Origin of the sequence: Streptomyces sp. SDT5-1 (assembly GCF_052245995.1) — a bacterium.
GTDB lineage: Bacteria > Actinomycetota > Actinomycetes > Streptomycetales > Streptomycetaceae > Streptomyces.
Genome location: NZ_CM125963.1, coordinates 7,331,519 through 7,356,308 on the forward strand (window position 1 = coordinate 7,331,519; position 24,790 = coordinate 7,356,308).

The 24,790-nt window shown below is 71.4% G+C and carries 24 protein-coding genes; 8 read left to right on the plus strand and 16 right to left on the minus strand.

Annotation, left to right across the window (positions count from 1 at the left end):
- Positions 1-10 precede the first annotated feature (10 nt).
- Together ACTWJ8_RS33700 and ACTWJ8_RS33705 are read right to left on the minus strand one after the other, a co-directional pair.
- Positions 11-808, minus strand: a complete 798-nt coding sequence (locus ACTWJ8_RS33700) for an IclR family transcriptional regulator (RefSeq protein WP_443261326.1) — start codon at positions 806-808, stop codon at positions 11-13.
- Between the two features lie 88 nt (positions 809-896).
- Entirely contained in the window at positions 897-2,255 is a 1,359-nt protein-coding gene (locus ACTWJ8_RS33705) for an MFS transporter (protein WP_443261327.1), read from the minus strand.
- A gap of 167 nt (positions 2,256-2,422) precedes the next feature.
- Here ACTWJ8_RS33705 and ACTWJ8_RS33710 point away from each other — a divergent pair, with 167 nt between their 5' ends.
- From ACTWJ8_RS33710 to ACTWJ8_RS33730, 5 genes are all read left to right on the plus strand, one after another.
- Complete coding sequence (locus ACTWJ8_RS33710; protein WP_443261328.1) at positions 2,423-3,409, plus strand: ABC transporter substrate-binding protein; 987 nt, start codon at positions 2,423-2,425, stop codon at positions 3,407-3,409.
- Positions 3,410-3,548: 139 nt separating this feature from the next.
- Entirely contained in the window at positions 3,549-4,556 is a 1,008-nt protein-coding gene (locus ACTWJ8_RS33715) for an ABC transporter substrate-binding protein (RefSeq protein ID WP_443261330.1), read from the plus strand.
- Complete coding sequence (locus tag ACTWJ8_RS33720) at positions 4,553-5,446, plus strand: ABC transporter ATP-binding protein (protein ID WP_443261332.1); 894 nt, start codon at positions 4,553-4,555, stop codon at positions 5,444-5,446. Before ACTWJ8_RS33715 ends, ACTWJ8_RS33720 begins: the two co-directional genes overlap by 4 nt.
- Complete coding sequence (locus ACTWJ8_RS33725; RefSeq protein ID WP_443261333.1) at positions 5,443-6,273, plus strand: ABC transporter permease; 831 nt, start codon at positions 5,443-5,445, stop codon at positions 6,271-6,273. The genes ACTWJ8_RS33720 and ACTWJ8_RS33725 overlap by 4 nt, the downstream gene beginning before the upstream one ends.
- Positions 6,274-6,322: 49 nt before the next feature.
- Complete coding sequence (locus tag ACTWJ8_RS33730; protein WP_443261334.1) at positions 6,323-7,297, plus strand: quinone oxidoreductase family protein; 975 nt, start codon at positions 6,323-6,325, stop codon at positions 7,295-7,297.
- Between the two features lie 33 nt (positions 7,298-7,330).
- Here the strand turns inward: ACTWJ8_RS33730 and ACTWJ8_RS33735 are convergent, their stop codons facing one another.
- From ACTWJ8_RS33735 to ACTWJ8_RS33760, 6 genes are all read right to left on the minus strand, one after another.
- The gene (locus ACTWJ8_RS33735) at positions 7,331-7,816 is read right to left on the minus strand and encodes a glutathione peroxidase (RefSeq protein ID WP_443261335.1); all 486 of its coding nucleotides are present in this window, start codon (positions 7,814-7,816) and stop codon (positions 7,331-7,333) included.
- A gap of 75 nt (positions 7,817-7,891) precedes the next feature.
- Complete coding sequence (locus tag ACTWJ8_RS33740; RefSeq protein WP_443261336.1) at positions 7,892-9,523, minus strand: carboxylesterase/lipase family protein; 1,632 nt, start codon at positions 9,521-9,523, stop codon at positions 7,892-7,894.
- A 78-nt stretch (positions 9,524-9,601) separates the two neighbouring features.
- Positions 9,602-10,978 (minus strand): MFS transporter, encoded by a 1,377-nt coding sequence (locus tag ACTWJ8_RS33745; protein WP_443261337.1) that lies wholly within the window; start codon positions 10,976-10,978, stop codon positions 9,602-9,604.
- A gap of 84 nt (positions 10,979-11,062) precedes the next feature.
- Positions 11,063-12,016: a PDR/VanB family oxidoreductase gene (locus tag ACTWJ8_RS33750; protein ID WP_443261338.1), complete on the minus strand. Its 954-nt coding sequence runs from the start codon at positions 12,014-12,016 to the stop codon at positions 11,063-11,065.
- The gene (locus ACTWJ8_RS33755) at positions 12,013-12,549 is read right to left on the minus strand and encodes an aromatic-ring-hydroxylating dioxygenase subunit beta (RefSeq protein WP_443261339.1); all 537 of its coding nucleotides are present in this window, start codon (positions 12,547-12,549) and stop codon (positions 12,013-12,015) included. The genes ACTWJ8_RS33750 and ACTWJ8_RS33755 overlap by 4 nt, the downstream gene beginning before the upstream one ends.
- The gene (locus ACTWJ8_RS33760; protein WP_356373474.1) at positions 12,542-13,840 is read right to left on the minus strand and encodes an aromatic ring-hydroxylating oxygenase subunit alpha; all 1,299 of its coding nucleotides are present in this window, start codon (positions 13,838-13,840) and stop codon (positions 12,542-12,544) included. Before ACTWJ8_RS33760 ends, ACTWJ8_RS33755 begins: the two co-directional genes overlap by 8 nt.
- A gap of 166 nt (positions 13,841-14,006) precedes the next feature.
- Between ACTWJ8_RS33760 and ACTWJ8_RS33765 the strand changes: the two genes are divergently transcribed.
- Both ACTWJ8_RS33765 and ACTWJ8_RS33770 read left to right on the plus strand, forming a co-directional pair.
- The gene (locus ACTWJ8_RS33765) at positions 14,007-14,315 is read left to right on the plus strand and encodes a hypothetical protein (protein ID WP_356373473.1); all 309 of its coding nucleotides are present in this window, start codon (positions 14,007-14,009) and stop codon (positions 14,313-14,315) included.
- Positions 14,312-15,595: an amidase gene (locus tag ACTWJ8_RS33770; protein WP_443261340.1), complete on the plus strand. Its 1,284-nt coding sequence runs from the start codon at positions 14,312-14,314 to the stop codon at positions 15,593-15,595. The genes ACTWJ8_RS33765 and ACTWJ8_RS33770 overlap by 4 nt, the downstream gene beginning before the upstream one ends.
- Here the strand turns inward: ACTWJ8_RS33770 and ACTWJ8_RS33775 are convergent.
- Complete coding sequence (locus ACTWJ8_RS33775; protein WP_443261341.1) at positions 15,582-16,187, minus strand: nuclear transport factor 2 family protein; 606 nt, start codon at positions 16,185-16,187, stop codon at positions 15,582-15,584. The two genes, ACTWJ8_RS33770 and ACTWJ8_RS33775, sit on opposite strands and share 14 nt — an antisense overlap.
- Before the next feature lie 133 nt (positions 16,188-16,320).
- On the opposite strand from ACTWJ8_RS33775, the gene ACTWJ8_RS33780 reads away from it, so the two are divergent.
- Positions 16,321-17,124, plus strand: coding sequence for an IclR family transcriptional regulator (locus tag ACTWJ8_RS33780; RefSeq protein ID WP_443261342.1), 804 nt, complete (start codon positions 16,321-16,323; stop codon positions 17,122-17,124).
- Positions 17,125-17,158: 34 nt separating this feature from the next.
- Here ACTWJ8_RS33780 and ACTWJ8_RS33785 read toward each other — a convergent pair whose 3' ends face one another.
- The 7 genes from ACTWJ8_RS33785 to ACTWJ8_RS33815 form a co-directional block, all read right to left on the minus strand.
- The gene (locus ACTWJ8_RS33785; RefSeq protein WP_443261343.1) at positions 17,159-18,115 is read right to left on the minus strand and encodes a 3-carboxyethylcatechol 2,3-dioxygenase; all 957 of its coding nucleotides are present in this window, start codon (positions 18,113-18,115) and stop codon (positions 17,159-17,161) included.
- Positions 18,112-19,833, minus strand: a complete 1,722-nt coding sequence (gene mhpA, locus ACTWJ8_RS33790; RefSeq protein WP_443261344.1) for a bifunctional 3-(3-hydroxy-phenyl)propionate/3-hydroxycinnamic acid hydroxylase MhpA — start codon at positions 19,831-19,833, stop codon at positions 18,112-18,114. Before mhpA ends, ACTWJ8_RS33785 begins: the two co-directional genes overlap by 4 nt.
- Positions 19,834-19,875: 42 nt before the next feature.
- Entirely contained in the window at positions 19,876-20,736 is an 861-nt protein-coding gene (locus tag ACTWJ8_RS33795; RefSeq protein ID WP_443261345.1) for an alpha/beta fold hydrolase, read from the minus strand.
- Positions 20,737-20,948: 212 nt separating this feature from the next.
- On the minus strand, positions 20,949-22,004 hold the full coding sequence (gene dmpG, locus ACTWJ8_RS33800; RefSeq protein WP_443261347.1) for a 4-hydroxy-2-oxovalerate aldolase: 1,056 nt from the start codon (positions 22,002-22,004) through the stop codon (positions 20,949-20,951).
- Positions 22,001-22,948 carry an acetaldehyde dehydrogenase (acetylating) gene (locus ACTWJ8_RS33805; protein ID WP_443261348.1) on the minus strand — a complete coding sequence of 316 codons (948 nt, stop codon included), beginning with the start codon at positions 22,946-22,948 and terminating at the stop codon, positions 22,001-22,003. Before ACTWJ8_RS33805 ends, dmpG begins: the two co-directional genes overlap by 4 nt.
- Entirely contained in the window at positions 22,945-23,781 is an 837-nt protein-coding gene (locus ACTWJ8_RS33810; RefSeq protein WP_443261349.1) for a 2-keto-4-pentenoate hydratase, read from the minus strand. The genes ACTWJ8_RS33805 and ACTWJ8_RS33810 overlap by 4 nt, the downstream gene beginning before the upstream one ends.
- Positions 23,782-23,852: 71 nt before the next feature.
- Positions 23,853-24,617: an IclR family transcriptional regulator gene (locus ACTWJ8_RS33815; RefSeq protein ID WP_443261350.1), complete on the minus strand. Its 765-nt coding sequence runs from the start codon at positions 24,615-24,617 to the stop codon at positions 23,853-23,855.
- Positions 24,618-24,790 lie beyond the last annotated feature (173 nt).

Sequence of the window (24,790 nt, forward strand, 5' to 3'; positions counted from 1 at the left end):
CGCGGCGTGCTCAGCCGGCGGCGTGCTCCGCTTCGTACGACGTCCTCCGCGCCACGCCGCGCTCGATGCTCTCCGCCGTGGCCCGCAGCCCGGCGAGGCCTCGGTCCACCGACACCTGCGCGACCGGCGCGGTGATGGAGAGCGCCGCGTGCGCGGGGCCGCCCGCGGCGACGGGCACGGCGAGGCTGGCGTACCCGGTCCTGACGCCCTCGACCTCCAGGACGTACCGCTGCCGGGCCGCGGCGGCCAGGCGCCGCATCAGCACCTCGGGGTCGGTGACGGAACGCGGTGTCATGGTGGGCAGGCCGCCACGGACGAGCGCGGCCACCTGCTCGGGGCCGTCCGGGGCCAGGGCGAGCAGCATCTGACCGGTCGCCGTGCAGGACGCCGGCAGCCGTCCGCCGACGTAGGAGTGGGTGAGCACGTTGGCCTCGCCCGCGATCTTCTCCAGGAACAGGACATGTGTCCCGTCGAGGACCGCGAGGTGCACGGCGGCGTGGGTCCGGCTGAACAGGTCCGCCATCAGCGGGCGCGCGACGGTGCGAAGGACCGCGGACGCCGGTACCCGCTGCCCCAGGTGGAAGAGGCGGATGCCGAGCTCGTACATGTCACCGTGCCGGTCGAGGAGGCCCCACTGCACGAGTTCCTGGGCGAGCCGGTACGCCGACGCCTTGGGCACCCCCGACCTGCGGCTCAGTTCGCTCAGCCGCAGCCGGTCGGCACCGGACTCGAAGGCCGCGAGCAGCAGCTGGGCCTTCCCGAGCACGGAATTGGGCAGCAGGGACTCTTCCTCGGCATCCGGGCCCATCGCGGCGTCCTCTCACTTCTTCACATGGCGCTACAGCCATTTGAAGTGCACCAACGCCATGTTGCATAGAGGGACGGGCATGTGAACATCAGGCAACAGGTGTGCGGTCCTCGTCCTCGGCGGACTCCGGGTCCCGCCCGTCGACGGGCTCCGCGCGCCCCCGGCCCTTCGGCACATGTGCGAAGAAGACCAGAGCCGCCAGGGTGACGACGGCCATCCCCATGGTGAGCAGTGCGACCGGCAGGAAGTGCCCCGTGGCGGCCAGCAGCGCCGTGGCCACGACGGGCGAGAGACCACCCGCGATCGCCGACGACAGTTCGTGGCCGAGCGCCATCCCCGAGTAGCGGGTGCTGGTGCTGAACAGCTCGGAGAAGTACGAGGGCTGCACCCCGATCATCGCGGCGATGGCGATGTGTCCGACGATGAACGCCACCCACACCGCCGCGGGCCGCCCCGTGTCCATCAGCAGGAAGAACGGCGCCGCCCACAGCAGCATGCCGATGGCACCGCCCAGATATACCGGCCGCCTGCCCACCTTGTCGGAGAGCCGGCCGAAGACGACCATCATCGCCGAGTCCACCAGCATCCCGACGATCCCGGCCCACAGCAGCACGCTGGACGAGATGCCCACGTACGCCCCGTAGACGAGGGAGAAGGACATGAAGATGTAGCTGGCGCCGCTGTCGGCGAACCGCAGGGCCATCGCGAACAGCACCTGACGAGGATGGCGCCGCAGCACCTCTCGCAGCGGCGAGTGCGCCGGCGCCTCCGCGGGCTGCGCGGCGTCGGCCTCGAAGCTGTCCGTCTCGCCGAGGTTGCGGCGGATGTAGAGCCCCACCACGAAGATCACGGCGCTGGCCAGGAACGGGAGCCGCCAGCCCCAGGCCAGGAAGCCGTCCCCCGACACCTGCTCGGCGAGCCAGAGCGCCAGCGCCGACAGGACGAAGCCGAGGCCCATGCCGCAGGAGCTGAACGAGGCGAGGAAGCCCCGGCGCTCGGCCGGCACGTTCTCGGTGATGATGAGGACGCCCCCGCCCCACTCGCCGCCGGCCGCCGCGCCCTGGAGCACACGGAGCAGAACGAGGAGGATCGGCGACAGCAGGCCCGCAGTGGAGTACGCGGGCAGCAGTCCCATGCAGAACGTGGTGGCACCCATCAGGGACAGCGTCCCCATGAGCGCGGCCTTGCGCCCCTTCCGGTCACCGATGTGCCCGAAGATCAGCCCTCCGATGGGCCGTGCCGCGAACCCCACGGCGTGCCCCGCGAGGGCGGCGATGGTGCCGAGCAGCGGGTTCTCGCCGGAGGGGAAGAAGACCGTGCCGAGGACCAGTGCGGCAGCGGTGGTGTAGAGGAAGAAGTCGTACCACTCCATCATGTTGCCGGCGACGGACGCGATGACCACGCGCCGCGTCCTGGACGCGCCCTCGGTCGTGCACTTGCGGGGCATGTGTGCTCCTTGCCGTTCGACCCTGAGATCGGTGGAGCGTACGAAGGGCTTCGAGCCACCTCAACGCGGTCGGTCCGCCAGACGGGACACGGTGCTTCCCGCGGGCCCCGCGCGGTGCCAGCGTGCCGCCACCTCGACCGCACCCCGAATCCGGAAGGTCGCACCAGATGACACGGCACCAGCGCACGGCCGGACGCCGAACGTCCGCCCTCGCCGCGCTCCTCGTCCTCCTCCTCGCCACCGCCTGCGGCGCCGGCACCACCGACTCGGCCGGTACGTCGGGCGGAGGCAGCCCCACCGTACGGATCGCCCTCGGAGTCGACGCCTCCTATGCGCCGCTGTACCTCGCCGCGCAGCGCGGCATGTTCAAGAAGGCCGGCCTCGACGTGCGGCTCGTGAAAGTGGAGGGCGGGCCCGCCGCCGCGCAGGCCGTCACCGCCGGCACCGCGCAGATCTCCGCGAACGCCGACTCCACGGCCCTGCCGCAGATGGTGAGCAATCCGCGGCTGCGTGCCCTGGGCGCCTTCCAGTCCTCCGGCCGCTACCTCAAGGTCGTGCTGCGCAAGGGCATCGAGTCGCCGCGGCAGATCAGGACCATGGCTTCGATCCAGGGCATCGGCCTGTACGCCACCCACGAGTACCTGCGCCACCACGGCATCGACCCGGACACTGTGAAGATCCGGCAGAGCGCGCCGCAGGAGATCCCCACCATGCTCCAGCGCGGTGACATCGACGGCTACATCCTCTTCGACCCGTGGGTGACCAAGGGCGTCGAAGCGGGCGGCCAACTCTCCGGAACCATCGGTGACTTCGGAGTCACCTACGTGCAGTGGCTGCTCGCCGACCAGAAGTGGCTCGAGGAGAACCAGAAGCTCGCCGGGAAGGTGTTCAAGGTGGTCGCGGACGCCGACCGTCTGGTGACGGACGACCCGCACGCCGCGGCCCTCGCGGCCCACGAGCAGGCCCAGCTGCCGGTGGCCGGAACGGAGAAGGCCATCGGCGAGATCACCTTCGAGTCCCGGGCCCTCACGTCGGCCGACGTCACCTCCTCGCGCCGGATCGTGGACTTCCTGCGGGAACAGCGCCTCATCAAGAGCACGCCCGACCTCGACACGGTCCTGCTGCGCGGCTGGTACGACCGGTACGCCCGATGACACCTCCCAGCCGCATTCCCCGACCGTTCCGCTGGGCGGACCACCGCGCATGCCCACGTGCCCCGGGTCGCAGTAGCGTGCGCCAACTCGCGGACCCACACCGGATGACCTGCCGAAACGCACCCACCCAGAGGTGACCATGCAGACAGCGCTCCGGCCGACACATCGCATCACCGGCCGTGTCCTGCTCGCCGCGGCGCTGCTCGCGGCGACGGGATGCGGCGCGGGCACCACCGACGCGGGCGCGGGCTCCGGTCCCGCCGCAGGGGCGAGCGGCCCCCAGGTGCGCATCGCGGTCGGCATCGACGCCTCGTACGCGCCGTTCTTCCTCGCCGACAAGCAGGGACTGTGGGCCGAGCACGGCGTGAACGTCGACCTCGTCCAGTTCGCCAAGGGCGGCGAGGGGGCCGACGCGCTCGGCGCCGGTCAGGTCCAGATGGCGGGGAACTCCGACGCCACGACCATCGGTGTCCTCGGGCAGAACCCGAACATCAAAGCACTCGCCGTGTACGAGGCATCCGGGCAGTACCTCAAGGTCGTCCTCGGCGCGAAGGTGCAGTCCGCCGCGCAGATCCGGAAGATGGCGGTGGTCCCGGGGCTGTCCGAACTCGCCGCCACCCGGTACCTCGAATCCAGGAACATCGACCCCGACTCGGTGGACTTCGTCACGAGCGACCCCGCCGAGATCCCCGCCCTCACCAAGAAGGGCGACGTCGACGCGTACGTCCTGTGGGAACCGTGGCCCGCCGAGGGCAAGGAGCTCGGCTCGCGGATCGTCGGGACCACGGGCGACTACGGGCTCAGCTACCAGCACTGGCTCCTGTCGACCTCCTCCTGGCTCAAGGGCCACGAGGACGTGGCCGCCAAGGTGGCCGAGACGCTCGCGGAAGCGGCCGAGAGGACGGAGAAGGACCCCGAGGCCGCCGCGCGGGCCACCAGGGAAGCGGCGAAGATCCCCACCGCCCAGACCCTGACGGCGGTCAAGGAGATCGACTTCGGCGTCCGCGACTTCACCGCGAAGGACCTGAAGGGCTACGACGACACGGCCCGGTTCTACCTCGACACCGGCAAGGCCAGGTCCCGCCCCGACGTGTCCGGCGCCGTTCAGCGCGGCTGGCTCCCCGACAACACGAAGGAATCCCGATGACCAAGGGCATCGAGAAGGACACGACGACCGAACCGGGGAGCACCGTGACGACGCCCCGCAACAGGTCGGACGCACCGGCCGGCCGCGGCGCGGCCCTGCGTGCCGAGAACGCCGGGATCGCCTTCGGCGACTTCCAGGCCGTCCAGGGCATCGACCTCGACATCCCGGCAGGCGAGTTCCTCTGCCTGCTCGGCCCGAGCGGCTGCGGCAAGTCCACGCTGCTGTCCGCGATGGCCGGCTTCATCAAGGTCAGCGAGGGGACGCTCACCGCCGATGGCGCCCCCATCAGCGGACCCGACCCCGAACTCGGCATGGTGTTCCAGAGCAGCGAGGCCCTCTTCGACTGGCTCACGGTGCGGCAGAACGTCACTTTCGGGCCCCGGATGCGCGGCCGGTCCCGCGCCGAACAGGACCGGGCGGCCGAGGAGTTCCTCGGCCTGGTAGGCCTGCGGCACTGCGCGGACCGCTACCCGAACCAGCTCAGCGGCGGCATGCGCCAGCGCGTCCAGATCGCCCGGGTCCTCGCCAACGAACCCGACGTCGTCCTCATGGACGAACCCTTCGGCGCCCTCGACGCCCAGACCCGGCAGGTGCTCCAGGAGGAGACGGCCCGCATCTGGCGGGCGTCCGGCTGCACCGTCGTCTTCGTCACGCACGACATCGACGAGGCGATCCTGCTGGCCGACCGGATCGCCGTCATGACGGCGGGCCCCGCCGCCTCGATCAAGTCCCTGTACGAGGTCGACCTGCCGCGCCCCCGCGACGAGTCCGACCCGGCCGCCGTACGACTGCGCCACAAACTGCGCGACGACATCGGAGAAGAGGTCCGCAAGGCCATGCGGGACCAAGGACTCGACGAGCAGCCCGACCGAGAGGCGAACGGCGCATGACCATCACCACGACCGGGTCACCTGCCCCGGCCCGCACACGCACCCGACCCCGCCGCGGCACGAGGGCGAGGGGACGCGCCCTGCGCACCCTCGGCCTGTACGCCCTCGCGGTCCTCGTCGGCCTGGGCGTCTGGCAGCTCGTCGCGATGAAGTACGGCCCCTCACTGGTCGCGTCGCCGGGCCAGACCTTCGCGGCCGCCGGGGAGCTGGCGGCCGACGGCACCCTGGCGAACTCGGTGATCGCCTCCAGCCGCCGCATCCTGATCGGCTGGGGCCTCGGCGTCCTCGTCGGCGCGCCTGTCGGCCTGCTGATCGGCCAGATCAGGGTCGTCCGCCAGCTCCTCGAGCCCTACATCGAGTTCTTCCGCTTCATCCCGCCGGTGGCGTTCGTCACCCTGGCGGTGGTGTGGCTGGGCATCGGTGAGTCGTCGAAGGTGGTCCTGATCTTCTACACGGCCGTCTTCATCGTCACCCTCAACACGAGCGCGGGTGTGATGGCCGTCAACGAGTCCAAGCTACGGGCGGCGGCGAGCCTCGGGGCGAGCCGCCGGCAGGTCCTCCAGCGGATCGTGCTGCCGTCCACCGTCCCGTACATCCTCACGGGCGCCCGTCTGGCGATGGGGAACAGCTTCCTGACGATCGTCTCGGCCGAGATCGTCGCCTCCCAGGTGGGCCTCGGCTCCCTGATCTGGACCTCGCGGAACTACGGCCGCATCGACTGGGTCTTCGTCGGCATCATCACCCTCGGAATCCTGGGCCTCGTCTACGACCGGATCCTGCGCCTCATCGCGATGCGTGTACTGCACAAGTACGGAGCTAGGGTGTGAGTGCGGGGACAAGCTCGGCCAACGGGGACAGGAACGGAGAACACAGCACGTGAGCACTTCCGCAACGACATCGAGGGCCCTGCTCCTGGAGGGGTTCGGCACCCTGCCCCGCCTCGCGGAGCGGGCCGTCCCCGAGCCGCGCCCCGGCCACACCCTCGTACGGATGGCTGCGGCCACCGCCGCCCATCTGGACCTGAACATCCTCGACGGACAGTTCGGCATCCTGCCCGAGCTGCCGTTCGTCCCCGGCACCCAGGGCAGCGGCCACGTCGTCGCCTCGGACACCCACCCCGTCGGAGCCCTCGTCCGGCTGCGCGGCGAGGGCCTCGGCCTGAGCCGCGACGGCGCCTGGGCCGAGCACGCGCTCGTCCCGGACGCCGCCGCCGAGGTCATGCCCGAAGGCACCGACCCTGCCCTCGCCTGCATCTACTTCTCCCCGGTCGGCACCGCCTGGGCCACCGTCCACGACATCGCGAAGGTGCGGCCGGGGGAGCGGGTCCTGGTCACCGGCGCGTCCGGCGCGGTCGGTGCGATGGCCGTCCAGCTCGCCGCGCGTGCGGGCGCCGAGGTGATCGGCGCGGTCGGCCGCCCGACGAAGCTCGAGCACGTCCCCGGCGCCGCCGCCAAGGCCCTGCTCGCCAAGGACCTCTCCGAGGACACCATCGGCGGCAAGGTCGACGTCCTCATCGACACCGTCGGCGGCCGGATCCTGCGCGACGCCCTCACCCTGGTCCGTCCGCGCGGCCGCGCCGCCCTCCTCGGCTACACGGCAGGACGCGAACTCACCCTGGACCTCGCGGACTTCTTCCTCGCCGACGTCACCCTGCTGCCGGTCAACATGATCTCCCGCAGCCAGGAGGTCGCCCCCGAGGTGCTCCGCCTGCTCCCCGAACTGTCCTCGGGCGCGCTGTCGCTGCCGTACGAGAGCTATCCGATGGACGAACTCGGCACGGCGGTGGAGCGGCTGCGCACCGGCACGGCGGTCGGCAAGATCGTGCTCGACCTCGGGAGCGTCGCGCGCTGACCCGGTGACGCCAGGCGTCGCGAGGGAGCTCTGTCAGGGGAGGATCTCCTCCAGCGCCTCGACGACCTCGAAGGAGTCCGGCGTCGTCTGCGGGGAGAAGCGGGCGCGGACCGTGCCGTCGGGGGCGACGAGGAACTTCTCGAAGTTCCAGCGGATGTCGCCGCGATACCCGTCCGCGTCCGCGGTGCGCACGAGCTTGGCGTACAGCTGGTGCCGTCGCGGGCCGTTCACCTCCACCTTCTGGGTCAGCGGGAAGGTGACTCCGTACGTGGACGAGCAGAACTCGGCGATCTCGTCGGGGGTGCCCGGCTCCTCCTCCGCGAACTGGTTGCACGGGACGCCGAGGACGGTGAACCCCCGCGCGGCGTACTTCTTCTGGAGCTGTTCCAGCTCCGCGTACTGCTGGGTGAGGCCGCACTTGGAGGCGACATTGACCACCAGGATCGCCTTGCCCCGGTACTGGGCAAGGTCCGCGGGGCCGCCCTGGAGGGCGTCGATCCGGACTGCGTGAAGAGACATGCCGCAGATGCTAGGTGGCCCGGCCGTCGGCCGGGCCACCAGGGCGGAGACCGCCACACGGACCGGCATGCCCCGTCAGGGCTGCGAAACCCCTGCCTGCTCGGCGAGCCGGTCAGGATCCACCGGGAGCCAGTCGTAGTCGACGGAGTTCCAGAAGGCGCACTGGCGGCGTGCCTCGTACACCTCGTTCTTCAGTGCCCGGCTCTCGCCGCCGGGCAGCAGGGACATGAACGTGCCCGCCCGGTACGAGGGCCAGGCGGCGAGACCCGGCGCGGACGGGTTCCCGTGCTTCACGAACGCACCCCAGCGGCCCACCATCTCCGCGGACAGCTGCCGCTGCTCGGGAGTGAACATCTTCGAGACATCCGAGGGCAGCAGGTACGGCATCTCGCTCGCGTGCGAGGCGCCCGGGTCGAAGTCGGTGTCCGGCCGGCCCGTCGGCGGGTGCGGGTCGTTGAACTCGTAGTAGTACGTGCGCGGTTGACGCTTCGAGAATCGGCCCGCGAGCTTCTGGTACTGGCAGCCGCCCAGCCCGTAGAAGACGCTGCTGTCGCCCCACAGGTCACTGAAGGCGTACGTGGCGGTGTACGCGTCGCCGTAGGCGCCGAACGGGTAGTGCGCGAGGACGGCGTCGGCCTCGTCCCCGAACTCGATCCGGACCGCGCGTTCGTACTGCTCCTTCGTCGCGTCGGCGAACGGCAGCGCCCAGGAGCGCACCTCGTCGCGTGTGTGACCGATGAGCAGCGGGACGTTCGCGGTCCGTCCCGTGCGTGCGGCTTCCAGGGGCGGGACGGGCAGTTCGGGACCGCCGGACGTGGGCAGCGGGCCGCTCAGGATGCCGCCGACGAAGTCCTTCGCCGCGGCCTGGAGTTGGTCGGCCGGCTTGGACCGCAGGCAGGCCAGGGCGGCGTGGTCGTCGGGGCATCCGGCGGCCGTCGCGTACTTCTTCCCCCGGGCTACGGCCTGCTCGGCCGTGTGGCTCGGGCAGCCACCGCTCTGGATGATCGCGCCGGAGAAGAGGCCGCGGGCCGGAGGCGATGCCATGAGCGCGCAGACGGAGTGCCCGCCCGCGGACTCCCCGGCGATGGTGACACGTCCGGCGTCCCCGCCGAACGCGCCGATGTTGCGCTGCGTCCAGCGCAGCGCCGCCTGCTGGTCGAGCAGGCCGTAGTTGCCCGCGCCCTGTTTGCTCAGCCCGGGCAGGTCGAGGAAGCCGAACGCCCCGAGGCGGTAGTTGATCGTCACGACCACGACGTCGTTGGTCTCGGCGATCAGCGAGCCGTCCTGCGTGTCCCCGGAACCGGTGGAGAACCCGCCGCCGTGGATCCAGAACATCACCGGCAGCGGCCGGTCGCTCTGGTGGGTCGGCGTGTAGACGTTCAGGTACAGACAGTCCTCGCTCCTGCCCGGGCCCGAGTCGGCACCGAACTGCATGCAGCGGGGGCCGGGAGCGGTGGCGGGCCGGGTGCCCGTCCAGGCCTTGGCGGGCGCCGGAGGCTGCCAGCGTGCGGCGCCGACGGGCGGGGCCGCGTACGGGATGCCCTGGAACAGGTCGACGCCGCCGGACGAGGAACCCGCGACCGCGCCCTTGTCGGTGGCGACGGTCAAGGGGTGCGTGGCGGCCGACGAGGGCGCCGCCGGTACGAGGGAACAAAGGAACAGGAGACTCGCCAGCGCGGCGAGTCTCCTGCGGACGGTGGATCGCACGGGATCTCCTGAGAGGTCGGAGCGATGGGGGCGCCATGATGTGCCGCGCGGCGCGGGCGCTCCACGTCTCCAGTCCGCTCAGCGGACCCCGGCGTCCCCGGGATCGGCCTTCAGCCGCACCTTCCCCACCACCCTCGGTGCCGTCTCCGGCAACGCCCACAGGCACACCACCGACAGCGCGCACGCCCCGGCGAGGTAGTAGCCGACGTTCAGGGCGTCGCCCGTGGACGCGATGATGCGGTTCGCCACCAGCGGGGAGATGCCGCCGCCGAGGACCGCGCCCAGGTGGAAGGCGATGCCCATGCCGGTCTGGCGCTGGTCGCGGGGGAAGAGCTCGGTGAAGAAGGTGTACATGGGGCCGAAGAGCAGGCCCGTCGTCGCGAAGCCGAGACACAGCGCGCCGGTGAGCGCGCCCATGGTGCCCACGCCCGCGAGCGGGAAGATGACGAGGACCGCGAGCAGCGAGCTGAGCGCTCCCGTGAACATCACGGGGCGGCGGCCGAACCGGTCGGACGCCCACGCCCCGACCACGTTCGACGCCGCGTGCACCAGGAGGCCGAGCGTGCTGGCGTTGACCACCTCCTGCCGGGGCAGCCCGAGGCCGTCGGGTGCGGCGGACGTGGCGTAGGACATCATGAAGGTGACCAGGGCGAACGTGCAGGAGTTCAGGCCGATGTTCACGCCCGCCGCGAGCAGCACCCGGCGCCAGTTGGAGCGCAGCACGTCGACCACCGGGCGCCGGTCCTTGAGCGCCTCGCCCTCCTCGCGCACCATCTGCCGGAACACCGGGCTTTCGGCCACACCGCGCCGGATCCAGATGCCGATGACGATGGCGATGCCACCGGCGAGGAACGGCAGCCGCCACCCCCAGGACTCCACGCTGGACTCCGGAAGGAAGAGCACGGCGGCGAACGCCAGGTTGGCGAGGATCGTCCCGAACGGCGAGCCGAGCGCGACGAACACCCCGTACCGTGCCCGTTTCTCGTCCGGCGCGTGCTCGATGGCGAGGGCCGCCGCGCCACCGGTCTCGCCGCCGCGGAACAGTCCGTGACACATGCGCAGGACGACGAGGAGCAGCGGCGCAGCGACACCGATCTGCGCGTACGTCGGCAGCACACCCATCAGGACCGTGGCCGCGCCCATGCCGATGAACGTGAGCAGCAGCGCGAAGCGCCGCCCGTACCGGTCGCCGACCCACCCGAACCCGGCCGCGCCGAGCGGAGCCATCAGGAAGCCGATGGCGAAGGTCGCCAGGCCGAGGAAGGTGCCGAACCACGCGTCGTCGGTCCTGAAGAAGGTGTCCGTGAGGACCAGCGTGGTGGCCGTCCCGTAGATGGCGAAGTCGTAGAACTCCAGGGACGTGCCCACCCCGCTGGCGATGGCGATACGGGCGAGTCCGCTGCGGGCGGGCGGTGGCGAGGTCGCCGGGGCCGCCGTCGATGTCTGCTCGGTCATGTCTCTTCCTCGGGGCCTGTCAGGGGGAGTCGGTGAGGTGATCCGCGCGGCGGTGCAGCGGCAGTGCAGGCGTCGGTACAGGTGTCAGTACAGCTCGATGCGGAGCCGCTCCGTGCGCGCCCGGGAGACGCACAGCGCGATCTCCGTGCCGGCCGCGTGGTCCGCGGCGGTCAGGCAGTGGTCCCGGTGGTCGGCCGTGCCCTCGAGCAGGCCGGAGACGCACGAGCCGCAGACACCCTCCTCGCAGGACTTGGCGACCGGGACGCCCGCCTCCTCGAGCACCGACAGGATCGACCTGTCCGCGGGGATCTCGAACTCCTCGCCGGTGTCCAGCTCCACGGTGAAGGGCTTGTCGTCCGAGGAGTCCACCGGCTCGGCGGAGAAGTGCTCGACATGAACCTGCTCCTCGCCGACGACCGGCGCGAACACGGCCGTGACCTGGTCCATGAAGCCCACGGGCCCGCACGTGTACACATGGCTCGCGGGGCTCAGCGTGGCCGCCGACGGCCGCAGGACATCCGGGTGCTCCGTGCGTGGTCTGCCGATGTGCAGGGTGACCCGGTCGCGGAACGCGGCACGCCGCTCCAGCAGGTCGCCGAAGGCCAGCTCGGCACGTGAGCGTACGAAGTAGTGCAGCGCGAAGTCGGCGCCCCTGCGGTGGAGTTCGTACGCCATGCTCAGCAGCGGGGTGACACCGATACCGCCGGCCACGAGGAGATGCCGGTCGGCGTCGTCGGCGATGCCGAGGAGGTTCCGCGGCGGGCCGATCGTCAGCCGGTCGCCGACCGCCGCCCGGTGCAGCGCCGCCGAGCCGCCCCTCGACTCCGCCTCCCGCTTCACGGCGATGAGGACGGACGAGCGGTCGGCCGGGTCGCCCGCCAGCGAGTACTGGCGCAGCACACCGGTCGGCCCGGTCACATCGACGTGCGCGCCCGCGGCGAACGGGCCGAACGCCGCCCCGTCGGCCCTGCGCAGCCGCAGCGAGCGCACCGCCGCGCTCTCCTCCACGATCTCCGCGACCTCGACCGCGACGCTCACAGCAGGAACCCCGCGGCGGGCACGGCGTCCTCGGCGTCCACGAGGCGGACCACCTTGCGCACGATCCGGTCCGCGGACCGCTCCGCGCCGAGCCGCACCGTGAAGTCGACGTCGCCCGCCCACAGTTGGTGGCGGCCCCGCTTGTACGCGACCAGAACCTGGGCCGCGCGCAGCGACACCGAGTCGTCGGTGACCTCGACGGGGACGAGGCGCGAGACGGTGCGCGCGGTCCTGGCCGAGTCGACGGCCGCGATGGCGTACCCCTCGGTGAGGCGTGCCACGCGCATGGCCCGCATCCGGGCGTCGTCGTAGACCATGTTGAGGGTGTCGTCGAAGTCGTCGGCATCGGCGTCGGCGTCCAGTGGGATGACGTAGATGCCGTCCTCCGCGTACAGCTCGTTCCAGGCGACGTACTCCTTGCGGTCGAGCAAGTCGGCCTCCCGCCACAGGAGTTCGACGGCGCGTACGACGCGGGGGTCGTCGAGCGGCGCGGCAAGGGTGACGGGGGCGGTGGGGGTGGCGGTGTCAGCCATTGCTCATCATCTTCTTCCACATCCGGTACGCGGCGCGCATACCGGTCTCGTCGGTGCTGTGCGAGGTGGCCCAGCCCTCGGGGGCCTGGACCTCGCGCTTCAGGCCGCGGTTCACCATGATCGGCATGTCGGGCGCGGCCTGGGCGCCGCGCTGGACGCGGTCCCAGCCCTCGGCGTCGTCGGGGGTGCCGAAGCCGAAGGGGCCCTGGAAGTGCTCGTGGATGCGCAGCCGTTCGCGGCGGATCGGTCGTGCGATCTCCTCGGGGGCGTCCACGCCGAGCGCCACGTGCTCGATGATCGTCTCGTCGACGCTGACAGGACGCAGCACACGGAAGAACGCCGAGGACAGGCCTACGTTGGGGAACAGATTGAGGTTCGAGCCCGTGCCGTGCATCGCGCGCACCAGCCTGCGGATCTGCGCCTCGTCGGCCCCGCCCTCCCGCAACTCGGCTACCAGGCCGTCGAACCGGGGCTGGAGCGGCTCGCTGCCGTCGTCGGCGTCGAGGTCGATGTGCGCGGGCACCATGTGCATCACGCTGTGCCCGTTGCCGAGGTCGTGGCAGGTGGAGGCCGGGTCGGTCATGAAGCTGAGCATGTCGGCCGTCTCGCTGTCGACCGAGCTCATCCAGGAGCGGTGCACGATCGGGAAGTGGTAGCCGTCGGTGGTGTTCTCCAGCTGGATCTTCCAGTTGCCCCGGAACCTGAAGCGGTGGGTGCCGAGCACCTTGAGCGGATAGCCGCCGCCCTGCTTCATGAACCGGTCGGCCCACAGCCGCACATCACCGAGGAACTCCTCCAGCGGCTCGGCGTCGTGGTCGAACGTGGCGAAGATCAGGCCCCGGTAGCTCTCGGTGCGCAGCTTGCGCAGGCCCATCTCGTCCTTGCTCAGGACACCCTCGTAGCCGTCGGGGTAGGGGATGCCGCGCAGCCGCCCGTCGAGTCCGTAGGACCAGGCGTGGTACGGGCAGGTGAAGCCGTTGGCCTCGCCGCGCGGCTTCTCGCACAGGCTCGCGCCGCGGTGCCGGCAGCGGTTGACCAGGGTGTGGATCGCGCCCTTGCGGTCCTTGGTGACGATCACCGGATTGCGGCCCACGTACGTGGACTTGAAGGTGCCCGGTTTGGGCAGCTCGCTCTCGTGCGCCACCCAGATCCACGTCTTCTCGAAGATCTGGGTCATCTCGCGCTCGAAGATCTCCGGGTCGGTGTAGACCCGCGCGGCGACGCGGTCGTCCTGCACCAGGTCGGCGGGCTCCAGCTGATGGATGTTCGCCGCGGTGAACTCGATGGTCATGCCTTCGTCTCCTTGGTGTTTCCGGGTCGCCCAACGGGATGCTCGGCCATCGGGGAGGGCGATGCGACGGATCGGACCGGTGAGTGGACCGATGCGGTCGGAGCGGCGCGGCGATGTGGTCGGATCCGGGGAGCGGCGGAGCACGGAGAAGGAGGAGTGGCGCACCATGAAGAGCGAAGAGCCGGTCGACGCAGTACCGGCGCAGTCGGCCGACGGCGCCCCGCGGATGACCCTCACCTGTTACAACGACAACCACGGGTACGGCTGGAAGCACGTCGACCTGTTCGTCCACGACGCGGCAGGACGCGAACTCAGCTGGGTGCACTGGGGTGTCACCCGCGACGGCCCGGACGCGGCGGACGAGGAGACCGCCCGGGTGGAACCCGCGCTGCGGCGCACCTCCGCCTGGCGTCACGGTGTGAGCGCGGGCGGCGTGGACTTCTGGGAGGCGGACGCACAGTGGGGGAGCGAATGAGCGACGACATCCGGCAGACCTGGTCCCTGCGCGAGCTGGTCGACGACCTGCGTACGGGGCGGTGCACACCCGAGGCGGCCCTGCGGCGCAGCCACGAGCGCATCGCGGAGACCGACGACGTGGTCCGCGCGTGGGTGGCCTTCGACGAACACCCGGCGACCGTCGGCGCGGGCCCCTTGGGCGGCGTACCGATGGGCGTGAAGGACATCATCGACCTGGCCGGGCTGCCCACGCGGTGCGGTTCGCAGCTGCGCGCCGACGCCCCGCCGGCCGAGCGGGACGCGCCCGTCGTCGAGGCCTGGCGGGCGGCCGGTGCGATCCCGGTCGGCAAGACCGTGACCACCGAGTTCGCGTTCTTCGCGCCGGGGCCGACCCGCAACCCCGCCAACCCGGCGCACACGCCCGGCGGTTCCTCCAGCGGCTCGGCCGCGGCGGTCGCCGCGGGGCAGGTGCCGCTGGCCATCGGCTCCCAGACCGCCGGATCGGTGACCCGGCCCGCCGCGTACTGCGGGGTCGCCTCGCTCGTCCTGCGCCACGGCCACCTGCCCACCGACGGTGTCGCAGGCCTCAGTCCCAGCCTCGACGCGCACGGCGTGTACGCGGCCACCGTCGCCGACGTCTGCCTCGCCTGGTCGGCGCTCACCGGCGAACCGGATCCGGCCGACGACGCGCAGGGCCTGCCGCGCCTCGCGCTCTGGAACGCCGCGCCCCTGGACGTCGTACAGGACGAGATGGCTGTCGCCCTCGCCGACACCGCGGCCCGGCTCACCGACCGCGGCGCGCACATCGACGCCTTCCCGCTGGAGGCACTGATCGCCGAGGCGACCGCCGCGCACCCGGTGGTGATGGCCTACGAAGCCGCCCGCGAGCGCGCCGCCGAACTGGAGCGCGCCGACCGGCTCAGCGCACCCCTCGCCGGGCTGCTGCGCACCGGAGCCGACACCTCGGAAGCCGACTACGACGCCGCGCGCCGGCTCGTCTCCGCCGCACGCGACGAGGTGTCCGCGCTCCTGACCCGGTACGACGCCGTCCTCGGCCCCGCCGCTCCCGGCGCGGCGCCGCAGGGCCTCGACGCCACGGGCGACCCCGTGCTCAGCCGGCCGTGGCAGGCCCTCGGGTTCGCAGCGGTGGCCGTGCCGGGCCTGCACGACGCGGCGGGCCTGCCGCTCGGGCTCCAGGTGATTGCGGAGTCCGAGGCGGCGGCCCTGCGCGCGGCGGCGCGGGTGGAGCGGCACCTCGGGAATCAGGTGTCTCAGGGCAGGTGCCTCAGGCGTCGGTGACGTGGGTGACGTGCTCGTTGGTGTGATTGGTGCCCGGCGCCTTCATCAGGACGGACTTCTTCGCATGGCTGGCGGCGAAGAAGTCCGGCAGGTCGGCGACGGCCACGTTCTCCGTCCTGGTCCTGCTGATCCGCCAGACGCCGTCGACCTTGCGGAAGGCGTTGTTGAGGCGGCTGCCGCGGATCAGCGACGTGCCGTCGTCGAACAGCCAGGGCTGGAAGTGGATCCACTGGCCATCGGCCTCGTCGCCGTGCACGTGGATCTGTTCGGACGTGAGCCAGTGCGCGTTCAGGAGCAGCTTCGGATTCTGGTCCTCGGGCCAGAAGCGCTGGAAGTGCGCGCGGATCGCCTCCTTGCCGACGGCCCGGCCGAACTGGCCGTCGTAGTAGTCGCCGACGCCCTCCCAGACTGCGTCGTCGGTGTAGAGGTCGAGGATCAGCTCGATGCGCTGCGCGTCGTTCTCCACCCCGTACTCGGGGCACGGTGTGTCGCACAGGAACATGTAACGGGCCTGGATGCGGCGGATGTCGGCCTCGGCCTCGAGGACCTCGATGCGCCTGACGAGACTGTCGATGGTGTCTTGGCTGCTCATGGCCGCAGCATCCCGGCGGGCGGCCCCGGACGGAACCGATCGGTCCACTGGCCGGATCGACGGGGGGTTGCCAATCCCTTGAAGAACTTTGAACAATCCCCCTTGTTCGGCGGGATCGGCGAGGGGAAGCGGCATGAGCGCGAACGAATCGCACCTGGGCTCCGTGCTCGGCAAGGCGCACCTGGTGCTCGGAGCGTTCACCTCCGGCTCCACCTGCCTCGGCCTGAGCGAGCTGAGCCGCAGGTCGGGGGTGCCGAAGGCGACCGTGCACCGGCTCGGCGGCGAACTCGTGGAACTCGGCTACCTGAGCCGCACACCGGACGGGTACCAGCTCGGCTGGCGCATCTTCGAACTCGGCCGCCTCGTGCCGGGCCCCGCCCATCTGCGGGCCGTCGCGCGTCCCGCCATGCTGGACCTGCGCTCCGCGACCCGAGCGGTGATCCACCTGGCCGTGCCGCACGGCACCGACTGCTGCTACCTGGAGCGGTTGGGCGGGCGCAGGGAGGCCGCCGTCGTCGCGGCCGTCGGCTCGAACGTGTCCCGGCCGCTCACCGTCTCCGGCCGCGTCCTCCTGGCGTACAGCGACGACCAGGAGGACGTGCTCGCGGACCTGGAGGAGCAGCGCGCGGACGGCGTCCCGGGCTCCGACCGGCTCGACCCGGTGGCGCTGCGCGCCGAGCTGGCCCAGATCAGGGCCCGGCGCTGGGCGCAGGAGCGGGAGAGCTGCATGCACGGCTACAACAGCTTCGCGGTGCCGATCATGTACTTCGGGGACGACCGCGTCGTCGCCACCATCTCCGCGACCGTCCCGGCCGACCGCCGCGACGACCAGCAGCTGGTGCACGCGCTGTGGGCGACGGCGGCTGACATCGGCCGGGGTCTGCACCGCCAGGAGACACGGACACACGCACGGCAGCGGGTCGGCGCGGCCGGCTGAGACGCCTTGGTCCTCGAGTGTCCGACAGGGTGTCTCACCGAGCCGTCGTCATCGCCGTCTTCGCTGTCATCACCCCGAACCCCGCGATGTACTCCTTGATCGGCCGGTAGAAGGAGTACGTGACGTCGTACGCGCCCGCCGCTCCGAGGGCCGCGAAGGCGGCCACCCACGTCCGCACCTCGTGGGCGGAGTTGCCGGCGTCCTCGGCCATCTGCTCGGGTGTCATCGCGTCGACGGGCGACAGGTCACCGGAGGCGAACGTCGCCATCAGGGCCGTGTCCCAGTCGGGGTTGAGGTCCCGGATCGGGGCGGTGCCCGCGGCGAAGGCCTTCGCCGTGTCGATGACGCGCTGCTGGCGGGCGTCGCGGGCCGCGGCCGTGGGATGGCGGCCGTTGAGGAGCAGGGCGCGGGCGGCGCCGTCGGCGGTGGCCCACTGGGGGACCGGCGGGTCGTGGGAGAGGCCGCCGGAGCCGATGACGAGGACCCGCTCGTTCTCCAGGCCGGCGAGGAAGGAACCGATGGCCTCGCCGAGCCGCCGCACGCGGCGCATCGTCACGAAGGGCTTGGCCACACCGTTCACGAAGACGGGAATGGTGGGCACGGTGTCGATGCCGTCGAAGAGGATCTCCAGCGGCTGGATCGCGCCGTGGTCGACCTCCATGCGCCGGGAGATCGCCACGTCGATGTCGCGCTCGGCCACCCACTGGGCGAGTTCCTCGGCGCGCCCGGTCGGTACGTTCAGGGGGCCCGCGGTGGTGCCGTAGTCGCCGACGCCCAACGCCTCGTAGCCGATGCAGAACGGTGGCATCAGATCGTAGAAGAAGCCGTTGTAGTGGTCGGGCGCGAAGGACACCACCAGGGTCGGGTCGTACTCCCTGACGAAGGTGCGTGCGGCGGAGAAGGCGCCCTGGACCGCGGCGTCGACCTCGGCGGGCGGGTCCGCGTACTCGAGGAGCGGGCTGTGCGACATGGTGACGAGCGCGACGGTCATGCCGGGGCTCCTTCCAGGGCGGGGGCGGTGGTGAGCGAGGCCGCCGTGCGCAGGGCCGCGAGCGCCCGGGACGCCTGACGGGTGAGGCAGGCCGCGGCCACGAAGTGGTCGGGACGCAGCACGACGAGCCCGCAGGCGCGCACGTCGAACCAGTCCTTGAGGGCTCCGGTGCTGTCGCCGACGACGGTGACCGGTGCGGGCGAGTTCGCGAACTCCTTCTCCGCCCAGGGGCGTTGGGTCTCCGGCATGAACGACACCAGCTTGACCCGGTGGCGCCGGACCAGCGCCAGATCGGCGTCGGTGAGGAAAGCCGTCGGGTTCGTGCCCCACGTGGCGAGCGTCCACCAGTCCCCGGTGACGTCGTCGAGCAGCACGTCCGCGGCGTCCGCCGTGGTGACACGCGGCTGGATGAACTGGAGCCCGACCGGGGACAGTTCACCGGCCGAGTCGATGAACGGCGCCAGGCGCCCACCGCGCTTGAACCCGGCGCTCGCCCGGCCCGGCGCGAGTGTCTGCTGGTCGACGACGACCCCGGCGGCGTAGCGCGGCATCGGCTTGAAGCGCAGCTCGGTGAAGTACGACTTCCACTTCGGTACGAGGTTGAGCGCGGACGCGGCGACGTCGCGGACCGCGCCGCCGAAGCGGCCCATCTTCATGACGGTGCCCGCCGCCATGTTCACATCGATCATGTCGGAGGCGTGCTTGCGGCGTTCCTCGGTGTACGTGTCGAGGAGCGCGTCGGAGGCGTCGCCCGCGAGGACGGCGCTGAGCTTCCACGCCAGGTTCGTGGCGTCGCGGATGCCGGAGTTCCAGCCCTGGCCGAGCCACACCGGCATCAGATGCGCGGCGTCGCCGGCGACGAAGACACGACCCTTGCGGAAGTCGGAAGCCACTCGGCCGTGGTGGGTGAAGGTGCGCTGGTTGATGACCTTCAGCGCGGCGGGGTCGGGGACGTGCCGCCGCAGCAGGGTGTGCATGAACGCCGGGTCGTCGCAGAGTTCGGTCGGCTCGTCGTCGTGCAGCATGAACTCCCAGCGGCGGATGCCCTGCGGCAGGCCGATGGAGACGTACGGGCGACGCGGGTCGGCGCCGAGGTAGACCGAAGGGGTGCCGATCGGATCGTCCGCCACGTCCACGACCACCCAGCGCGTCGACGGTGACTTCCCCTCGAAGTCCACGCCCATCCACTTGCGGGTGAAGGAGCTGCCGCCCTCGCAGCCGACCGCGTACCGGGCGGTGACGGTGACCGTGTCGGTCGACTCACCCTCGCTGCCGCGCCGTTCGGCGGTCACGGTGACATGGTCGCCGCGGTCCTCCAGGCCGGTCACCTTGTGGCCGAAGCGCAGGTGGGTGTCGGGGAACCGGTCGAGGCCCGCGGCGAGTTCCTGGTCGACGAGCGGCTGCACGAAGCCGTGCTTGCGCGGGTGGCCGAACTCCTGGGTGTGCGGGTTGTTGGTGGCGAGCACCTGTCCTGTGCCGTTGACGAGACGTACGACGTGGTGCGGGACCGTGTACGGCCGTACGCGCTCCCACAGGCCCGCGGTGTGCAGGGTGCGGATCGACTCGTCGTCGAGGCCGACGCCGCGCGGATAGTCGATGAGCTCGTCGCGGGCCTCCAGGACGGTGGCGCGGTGGCCACGGACGCCCAGCAGATTGGCGAGGGTGAGGCCGACGGGCCCCGCTCCGATGACGACGACGTCGGTGTCGAAGGTGGTCATGGGGTGTTCCGATCGATGCGGTGCGGAGTGCTGCGGGTCGGCTCAGTTGTGCGACAGGAAGTCGACGACGAGGCGGTTGAACTCGGCGGCGTGCTCGATCATCGCCCAGTGCCCGCACCGATTCAGCAGCACCAGACGGGAGTTGGGAATGTTCGCGAGGAGCCACAGGCTGGTCTCGTAGTGCAGGACACGGTCGTCCTTGCCGTGGATCAGCAGGGTCGGCGCCTGGATCCCGGGGATCCGATCGCGGTCCACCTTGATCGGGATCGGCGCGCCGTGGGCCAGGCCCTCGACGTAATGCGCCAGGTGGTCGGGGCGGGCGAGCGCCGCTTCCGAGCGCGCCCTGGTCAGCTCCGGAGTGGCGAAGCGCTCCTTGTCGTACGTCATGATCTCGACGAGCGCCCGCATGTTCTCGGGGCTCGCGTCCTTGTACGCCTTGACCAGCACCTTCAGGCCCTCGCTCGGTCCGTCGCCGGGGCCGAACAGGCAGGCGGGGCCCCGGCCGAGCGAGGCGCCCATGGTGACCAGGTGGGTGAGGCGCTCGGGGTGCAGCGTGGCGAAGCGGACGGCGGTGTGTCCGCCCATCGAGTTGCCGACGAGCGCGGCCTTCGCGAGACCGAGGGCGTCCAGGAACTCCACGAGCGTCGCGTCGTGGTCCATGTCCTCGGTGGCCTGGGCGTCGGAGTCGCCCCAGCCCGGCATGTCGGGTGCGACGACATGGAATCCGGCGTCGGCTATCGCGCCGATGTTGCCCGAGAAGTTCGACCATCCCGTCGCGCCGGGGCCCGAGCCGTGCAGCAGCACGACGGGCGTGGCGCCGGGCTCACCGGCCTCGTAGTAGCGCATGCGCAGGCCCGACGGCAGGGCGATGTCACGCGATGCGGCTTCCTTGGTGAGGGGCATGTCCCGACTCCTCGTTCTTTATTTGCACTCAATAGAGCGTTATTTACACGCCTGACACTTCGATGGAACGCCCGCCCGGTGGGAATGTCAAGGGGTGTTCGGTCACGCCTTTCGGGTGGCGCATGCCCGGTGACCAGGGGTTTCGTCGCTGTCCGAGCACGCCGAAGAGGGCCGGGAGCCCCTGCTCTCCCGGCCCTGCGTCGTCGCTGGTGTCAGCTCGCCTGCGCGAGGCCCAGCGCGACGTCGACGATCATGTCCTCCTGGCCGCCGACCAGGCCCCGCCTTCCGACCTCGACGAGGATCGTGCGGACGTCGACGCCGTAGCGCTCGGCCGCGGCCTCGGCGTGCCGCAGGAACGAGCCGTACACACCGGCGTACCCGAGCGTGAGCGTCTCGCGGTCGATGCGGACAGGGCGGTCCTGGAGCGGGCGCACCAGGTCCTCGGCCGCGTCCTGGAGCGCGAAGAGGTCGCAGCCGTGCTGCCAGCCGTTGAGGTCGGCGACCGCGACGAAGGGCTCGATGGGGCAGTTCCCGGCGCCGGCGCCCAAACCCGCGAGCGAGGCGTCCACGCGGGTCACACCCTCCTCCACCGCGACCATCGAGTTGGCGACGGCGAGCGAGAGGTTCTCGTGGGCGTGGATGCCCAGCTCGGTGGCCGGGTCGAGGACGTCGCGGTAGGCGCGCATCCGCTCGCGGACGCCGTCCATCATCAGGCGGCCGCCGGAGTCGGTGACGTAGACGCAGTGCGCGCCGTACGACTCCATGAGCTTGGCCTGCGTCGCGAGGGTCTTGGCGTCGGTCATGTGGCTCATCATCAGGAAGCCGGACACGTCCATGCCCAACTCGCGTGCCGTGGCGATGTGTTGGGCCGACACGTCCGCCTCGGTGCAGTGCGTGGCGACGCGCACGGAGCGCACCCCGAGCGCGTACGCCTGCTTCAGCTCCTTGATGGTTCCGATGCCGGGCAGCAGGAGAGTGGTCAGGCGGGCGTTCTCGATGTGCGCGGCGGCGGTCTCGATCCACTCCCAGTCGGTGTGGCTGCCGGGGCCGTAGTTGAGCGAGCCGCCGGCCAGGCCGTCGCCGTGCGACACCTCGATGCCGTCGACGCCCGCCGCGTCGAGGGCGGCCACGATCTTCCCCAGCTGCCCCGGCCCCAGGCGGTGCCGGATGGCGTGCATGCCGTCGCGCAGGGTGACGTCCTGGATGAACAGCCTGGTGTCACCCGCGGCGGTGTCACTGGTGGTGGCACTGGTGGTGGTGTCGCTCATGCGTCGGCTCCCTGGAGTTCGGTGGCGCGGGCGGCCATGGCCTCGGCCATCCGCAGGGCCGCGCTGGTCATGATGTCGAGGTTCCCGGCGTACGCCGGCAGGTAGTGCGCGGCCCCCTCGACCTCGAGGAAGACCGACACCTGGTGGGTGACGGGGGACTCGGTGAGGGTGTGCACGGGCTGGTCGGCGGGGACCGGCGTGATCTGCACCTGCTGCTTGAGGCGGTACCCGGGCACGTACGCGGACACCTCGTCGACGCGCCGGGCGATGGCCGCGCGGATGGCGTCGTGCGTGGCCTCGTCGGGAGCGTTCACCAGCGCGAGCACGGTGTCCCGCATGATCAGCGGGGGCTCGGCGGGATTGAGGACGATGACCGCCTTGCCGCGCGCGGCGCCGCCCACCGTCTCGATGGCGTGGCTGGTCGTCTCGGTGAACTCGTCGATGTTCGCGCGGGTACCGGGGCCCGCGCTCTTCGACGCGATCGAGGCGACGATCTCCGCGTACGGGACCGGGGCCACGGAGGACACGGCAGCGACGATCGGGATGGTGGCCTGGCCGCCGCACGTCACCATGTTCACGTTGTCCGCCCCGACATGGTCGTCGAGGTTGACCGCCGGGATCACCATCGGGCCGACGGCGGCCGGGGTCAGGTCGACGAGCTGCTTGCCGTACGGGGCGAGCGCGGCGGCATTGGCGACATGCGCCTTCGCGGAGGTGGCATCGAAGACGATCTTGATGTCGTCGAAGCCGTCCATCGCGATGAGCCCCCGCACACCCTCGGCGGTGACCGGCACCCCGAGCCGCTTGGCCCGCGCGAGGCCGTCGGATTCGGGGTCGATGCCGGCCATCGCCCCCATCTCGAGGGTGTCCGAGAGCCGGAGCACCTTGATCATCAGGTCGGTACCGATGTTGCCCGAGCCGATGACGGCGACCTTGGTCTTCATGCGGTGGCTCCCTCAGGGGTGGAGGCGTGGAAGCGGACGGAGACGGAGCCGAGGCCGCCGATGTCGGCGGTGAACGTGTCACCGGCCGCGGCGGGCACCATCGGGCCGAGCGCGCCGGACAGCACGACCTGGCCCGCGCGCAGCGGATCGCCGACGTCGCGGGCGGTCCGGGCGAGCCAGGCGAGCGCGGTGAGTGGATCGCCCAGGCAGGCCGCACCGTTCCCTGTCGAGACGGTCTCCGCGCCCCGCTTCATGGTCATCTCGGCCTCGACCGGCTCGAACCCGGCGAGCGGCTCGGCCGGGGAACCGAGGACGTAGAGCGCGGAGGAGCCGTTGTCGGCGACGGTGTCACCGAAGGTGATGTCCCAGTCGGCGATCCGGCTGTCCACGATCTCCAGGGCGGGCACGGCGTGCGCGACGGCGGCCCGGACCTGCGCGGCGTCGAGCGGGCCATCGGCGAGGTCCGCGCCCAGCACGAACGCGATCTCCGCCTCGACCTTCGGCTGGAGCAGCCCGTCGACCGCCACGGACGCGCCGTCCTCGACGCTCATGTCGGCGAACAGCACCCCGAAGTCCGGCTGATCCACGCCGAGTTGCTTCTGTACGGCGGGGGAGGTGAGGCCGATCTTGCGGCCGGTGACACGACCGCCCGCGTCCAGGTGATGGGCGGTGATCAGCTCCTGGACGGCGTACGCCGCCTTCACGTCGTCGCTGCCGATCAGGTCGCGGACCGGGGCGCAGGGGGTGTGGTCGGCGGCGGCGCGCAGCAGCCGTCGCGCCGCCTGTGCCACGGCGTCGTCGCCGGGCCCGTGTGCGGGGGAGGTGTCGTTCATGCCCTCAGCTTGGACAACGGGATCGCTTGCGGCCCAGCAAAGAGTTCCGTCCGGCGGAACTCGTGCGCGAATCAGTGCCTGCGCAGCTCCGCGCGGCGCCCGAGCGTCGCGGAGATCCCCGCCGCGGCGGCACGCACGCTGTTGGCGTGCCGGGCGGGCTGGAAGCGGTGGACCGGGCCCGTCACGCTGACCGCTGCCACGATCTCGTCCGCCGGACCGAAGATCCCGGCCGCGACGCACACGATGCCGACCGCCGACTCCTCGTACTCGAAGGCCACGCCCTTGGTCAGGACGTCGGACAGCTGACGTGTCAGGACGTCGACGTTGGTGATGGTGCGCGATGCCTTGCGTTCCAGCGGCCCGCGCAGCGCGGCCTCGCGGTCCTCGGCGGGGGCGTGGGCGAGGAGCACCTTGCCGATCGCCGTCGCGTGCAGCGGCATCCGGCCGCCGAGCCGGGAGGGCGAGTCGGCCTGCTGGTGGCCGCCCATCTTGGCGACGTAGACGACCTCGGTGCCCTCGCGCGTGCCCAGGTGGACCAGCTCGTGCGTGCGCACGTAGAGGTCCTCGAGGAACGGGGTGGCCACTTCGAGCAGCCCGCGCTCGACCGAGGCGCGCATGCCCAGCTCGAAGACGAGCCCCGAGAGCCGGTAGCGCCCATGGACGCGGTCGAGGAGCCGGGCGGCCACCAGATCGCCGAGCACCCGGTGCAGCGTGCTCTTCGGGAAGTCCGTGCGGCGCTGAAGCTCGGCGAAGCCCAGGGTGGTGTCCTCGACGGTGAAGGCCTGCAGGACGGTGAGGGCCTTGGCCAGGACGCCGCTCGGCGCGTCGTCGCTCACGGGGTGTTCCTTCCGGGGGCTCGCTTCCGGGGCCTGGTTACCAGGGGGTGTCTCGACTGTACGGGACGGTGTGCGCGGGTACGGGACGGTGCGCATGGTGCGGGACGGTGTGCGCGAGTACGGGACGGTGCGCGCGGGCACCGGTCCGTGCGACGGCCGATCCGGGGTGACGG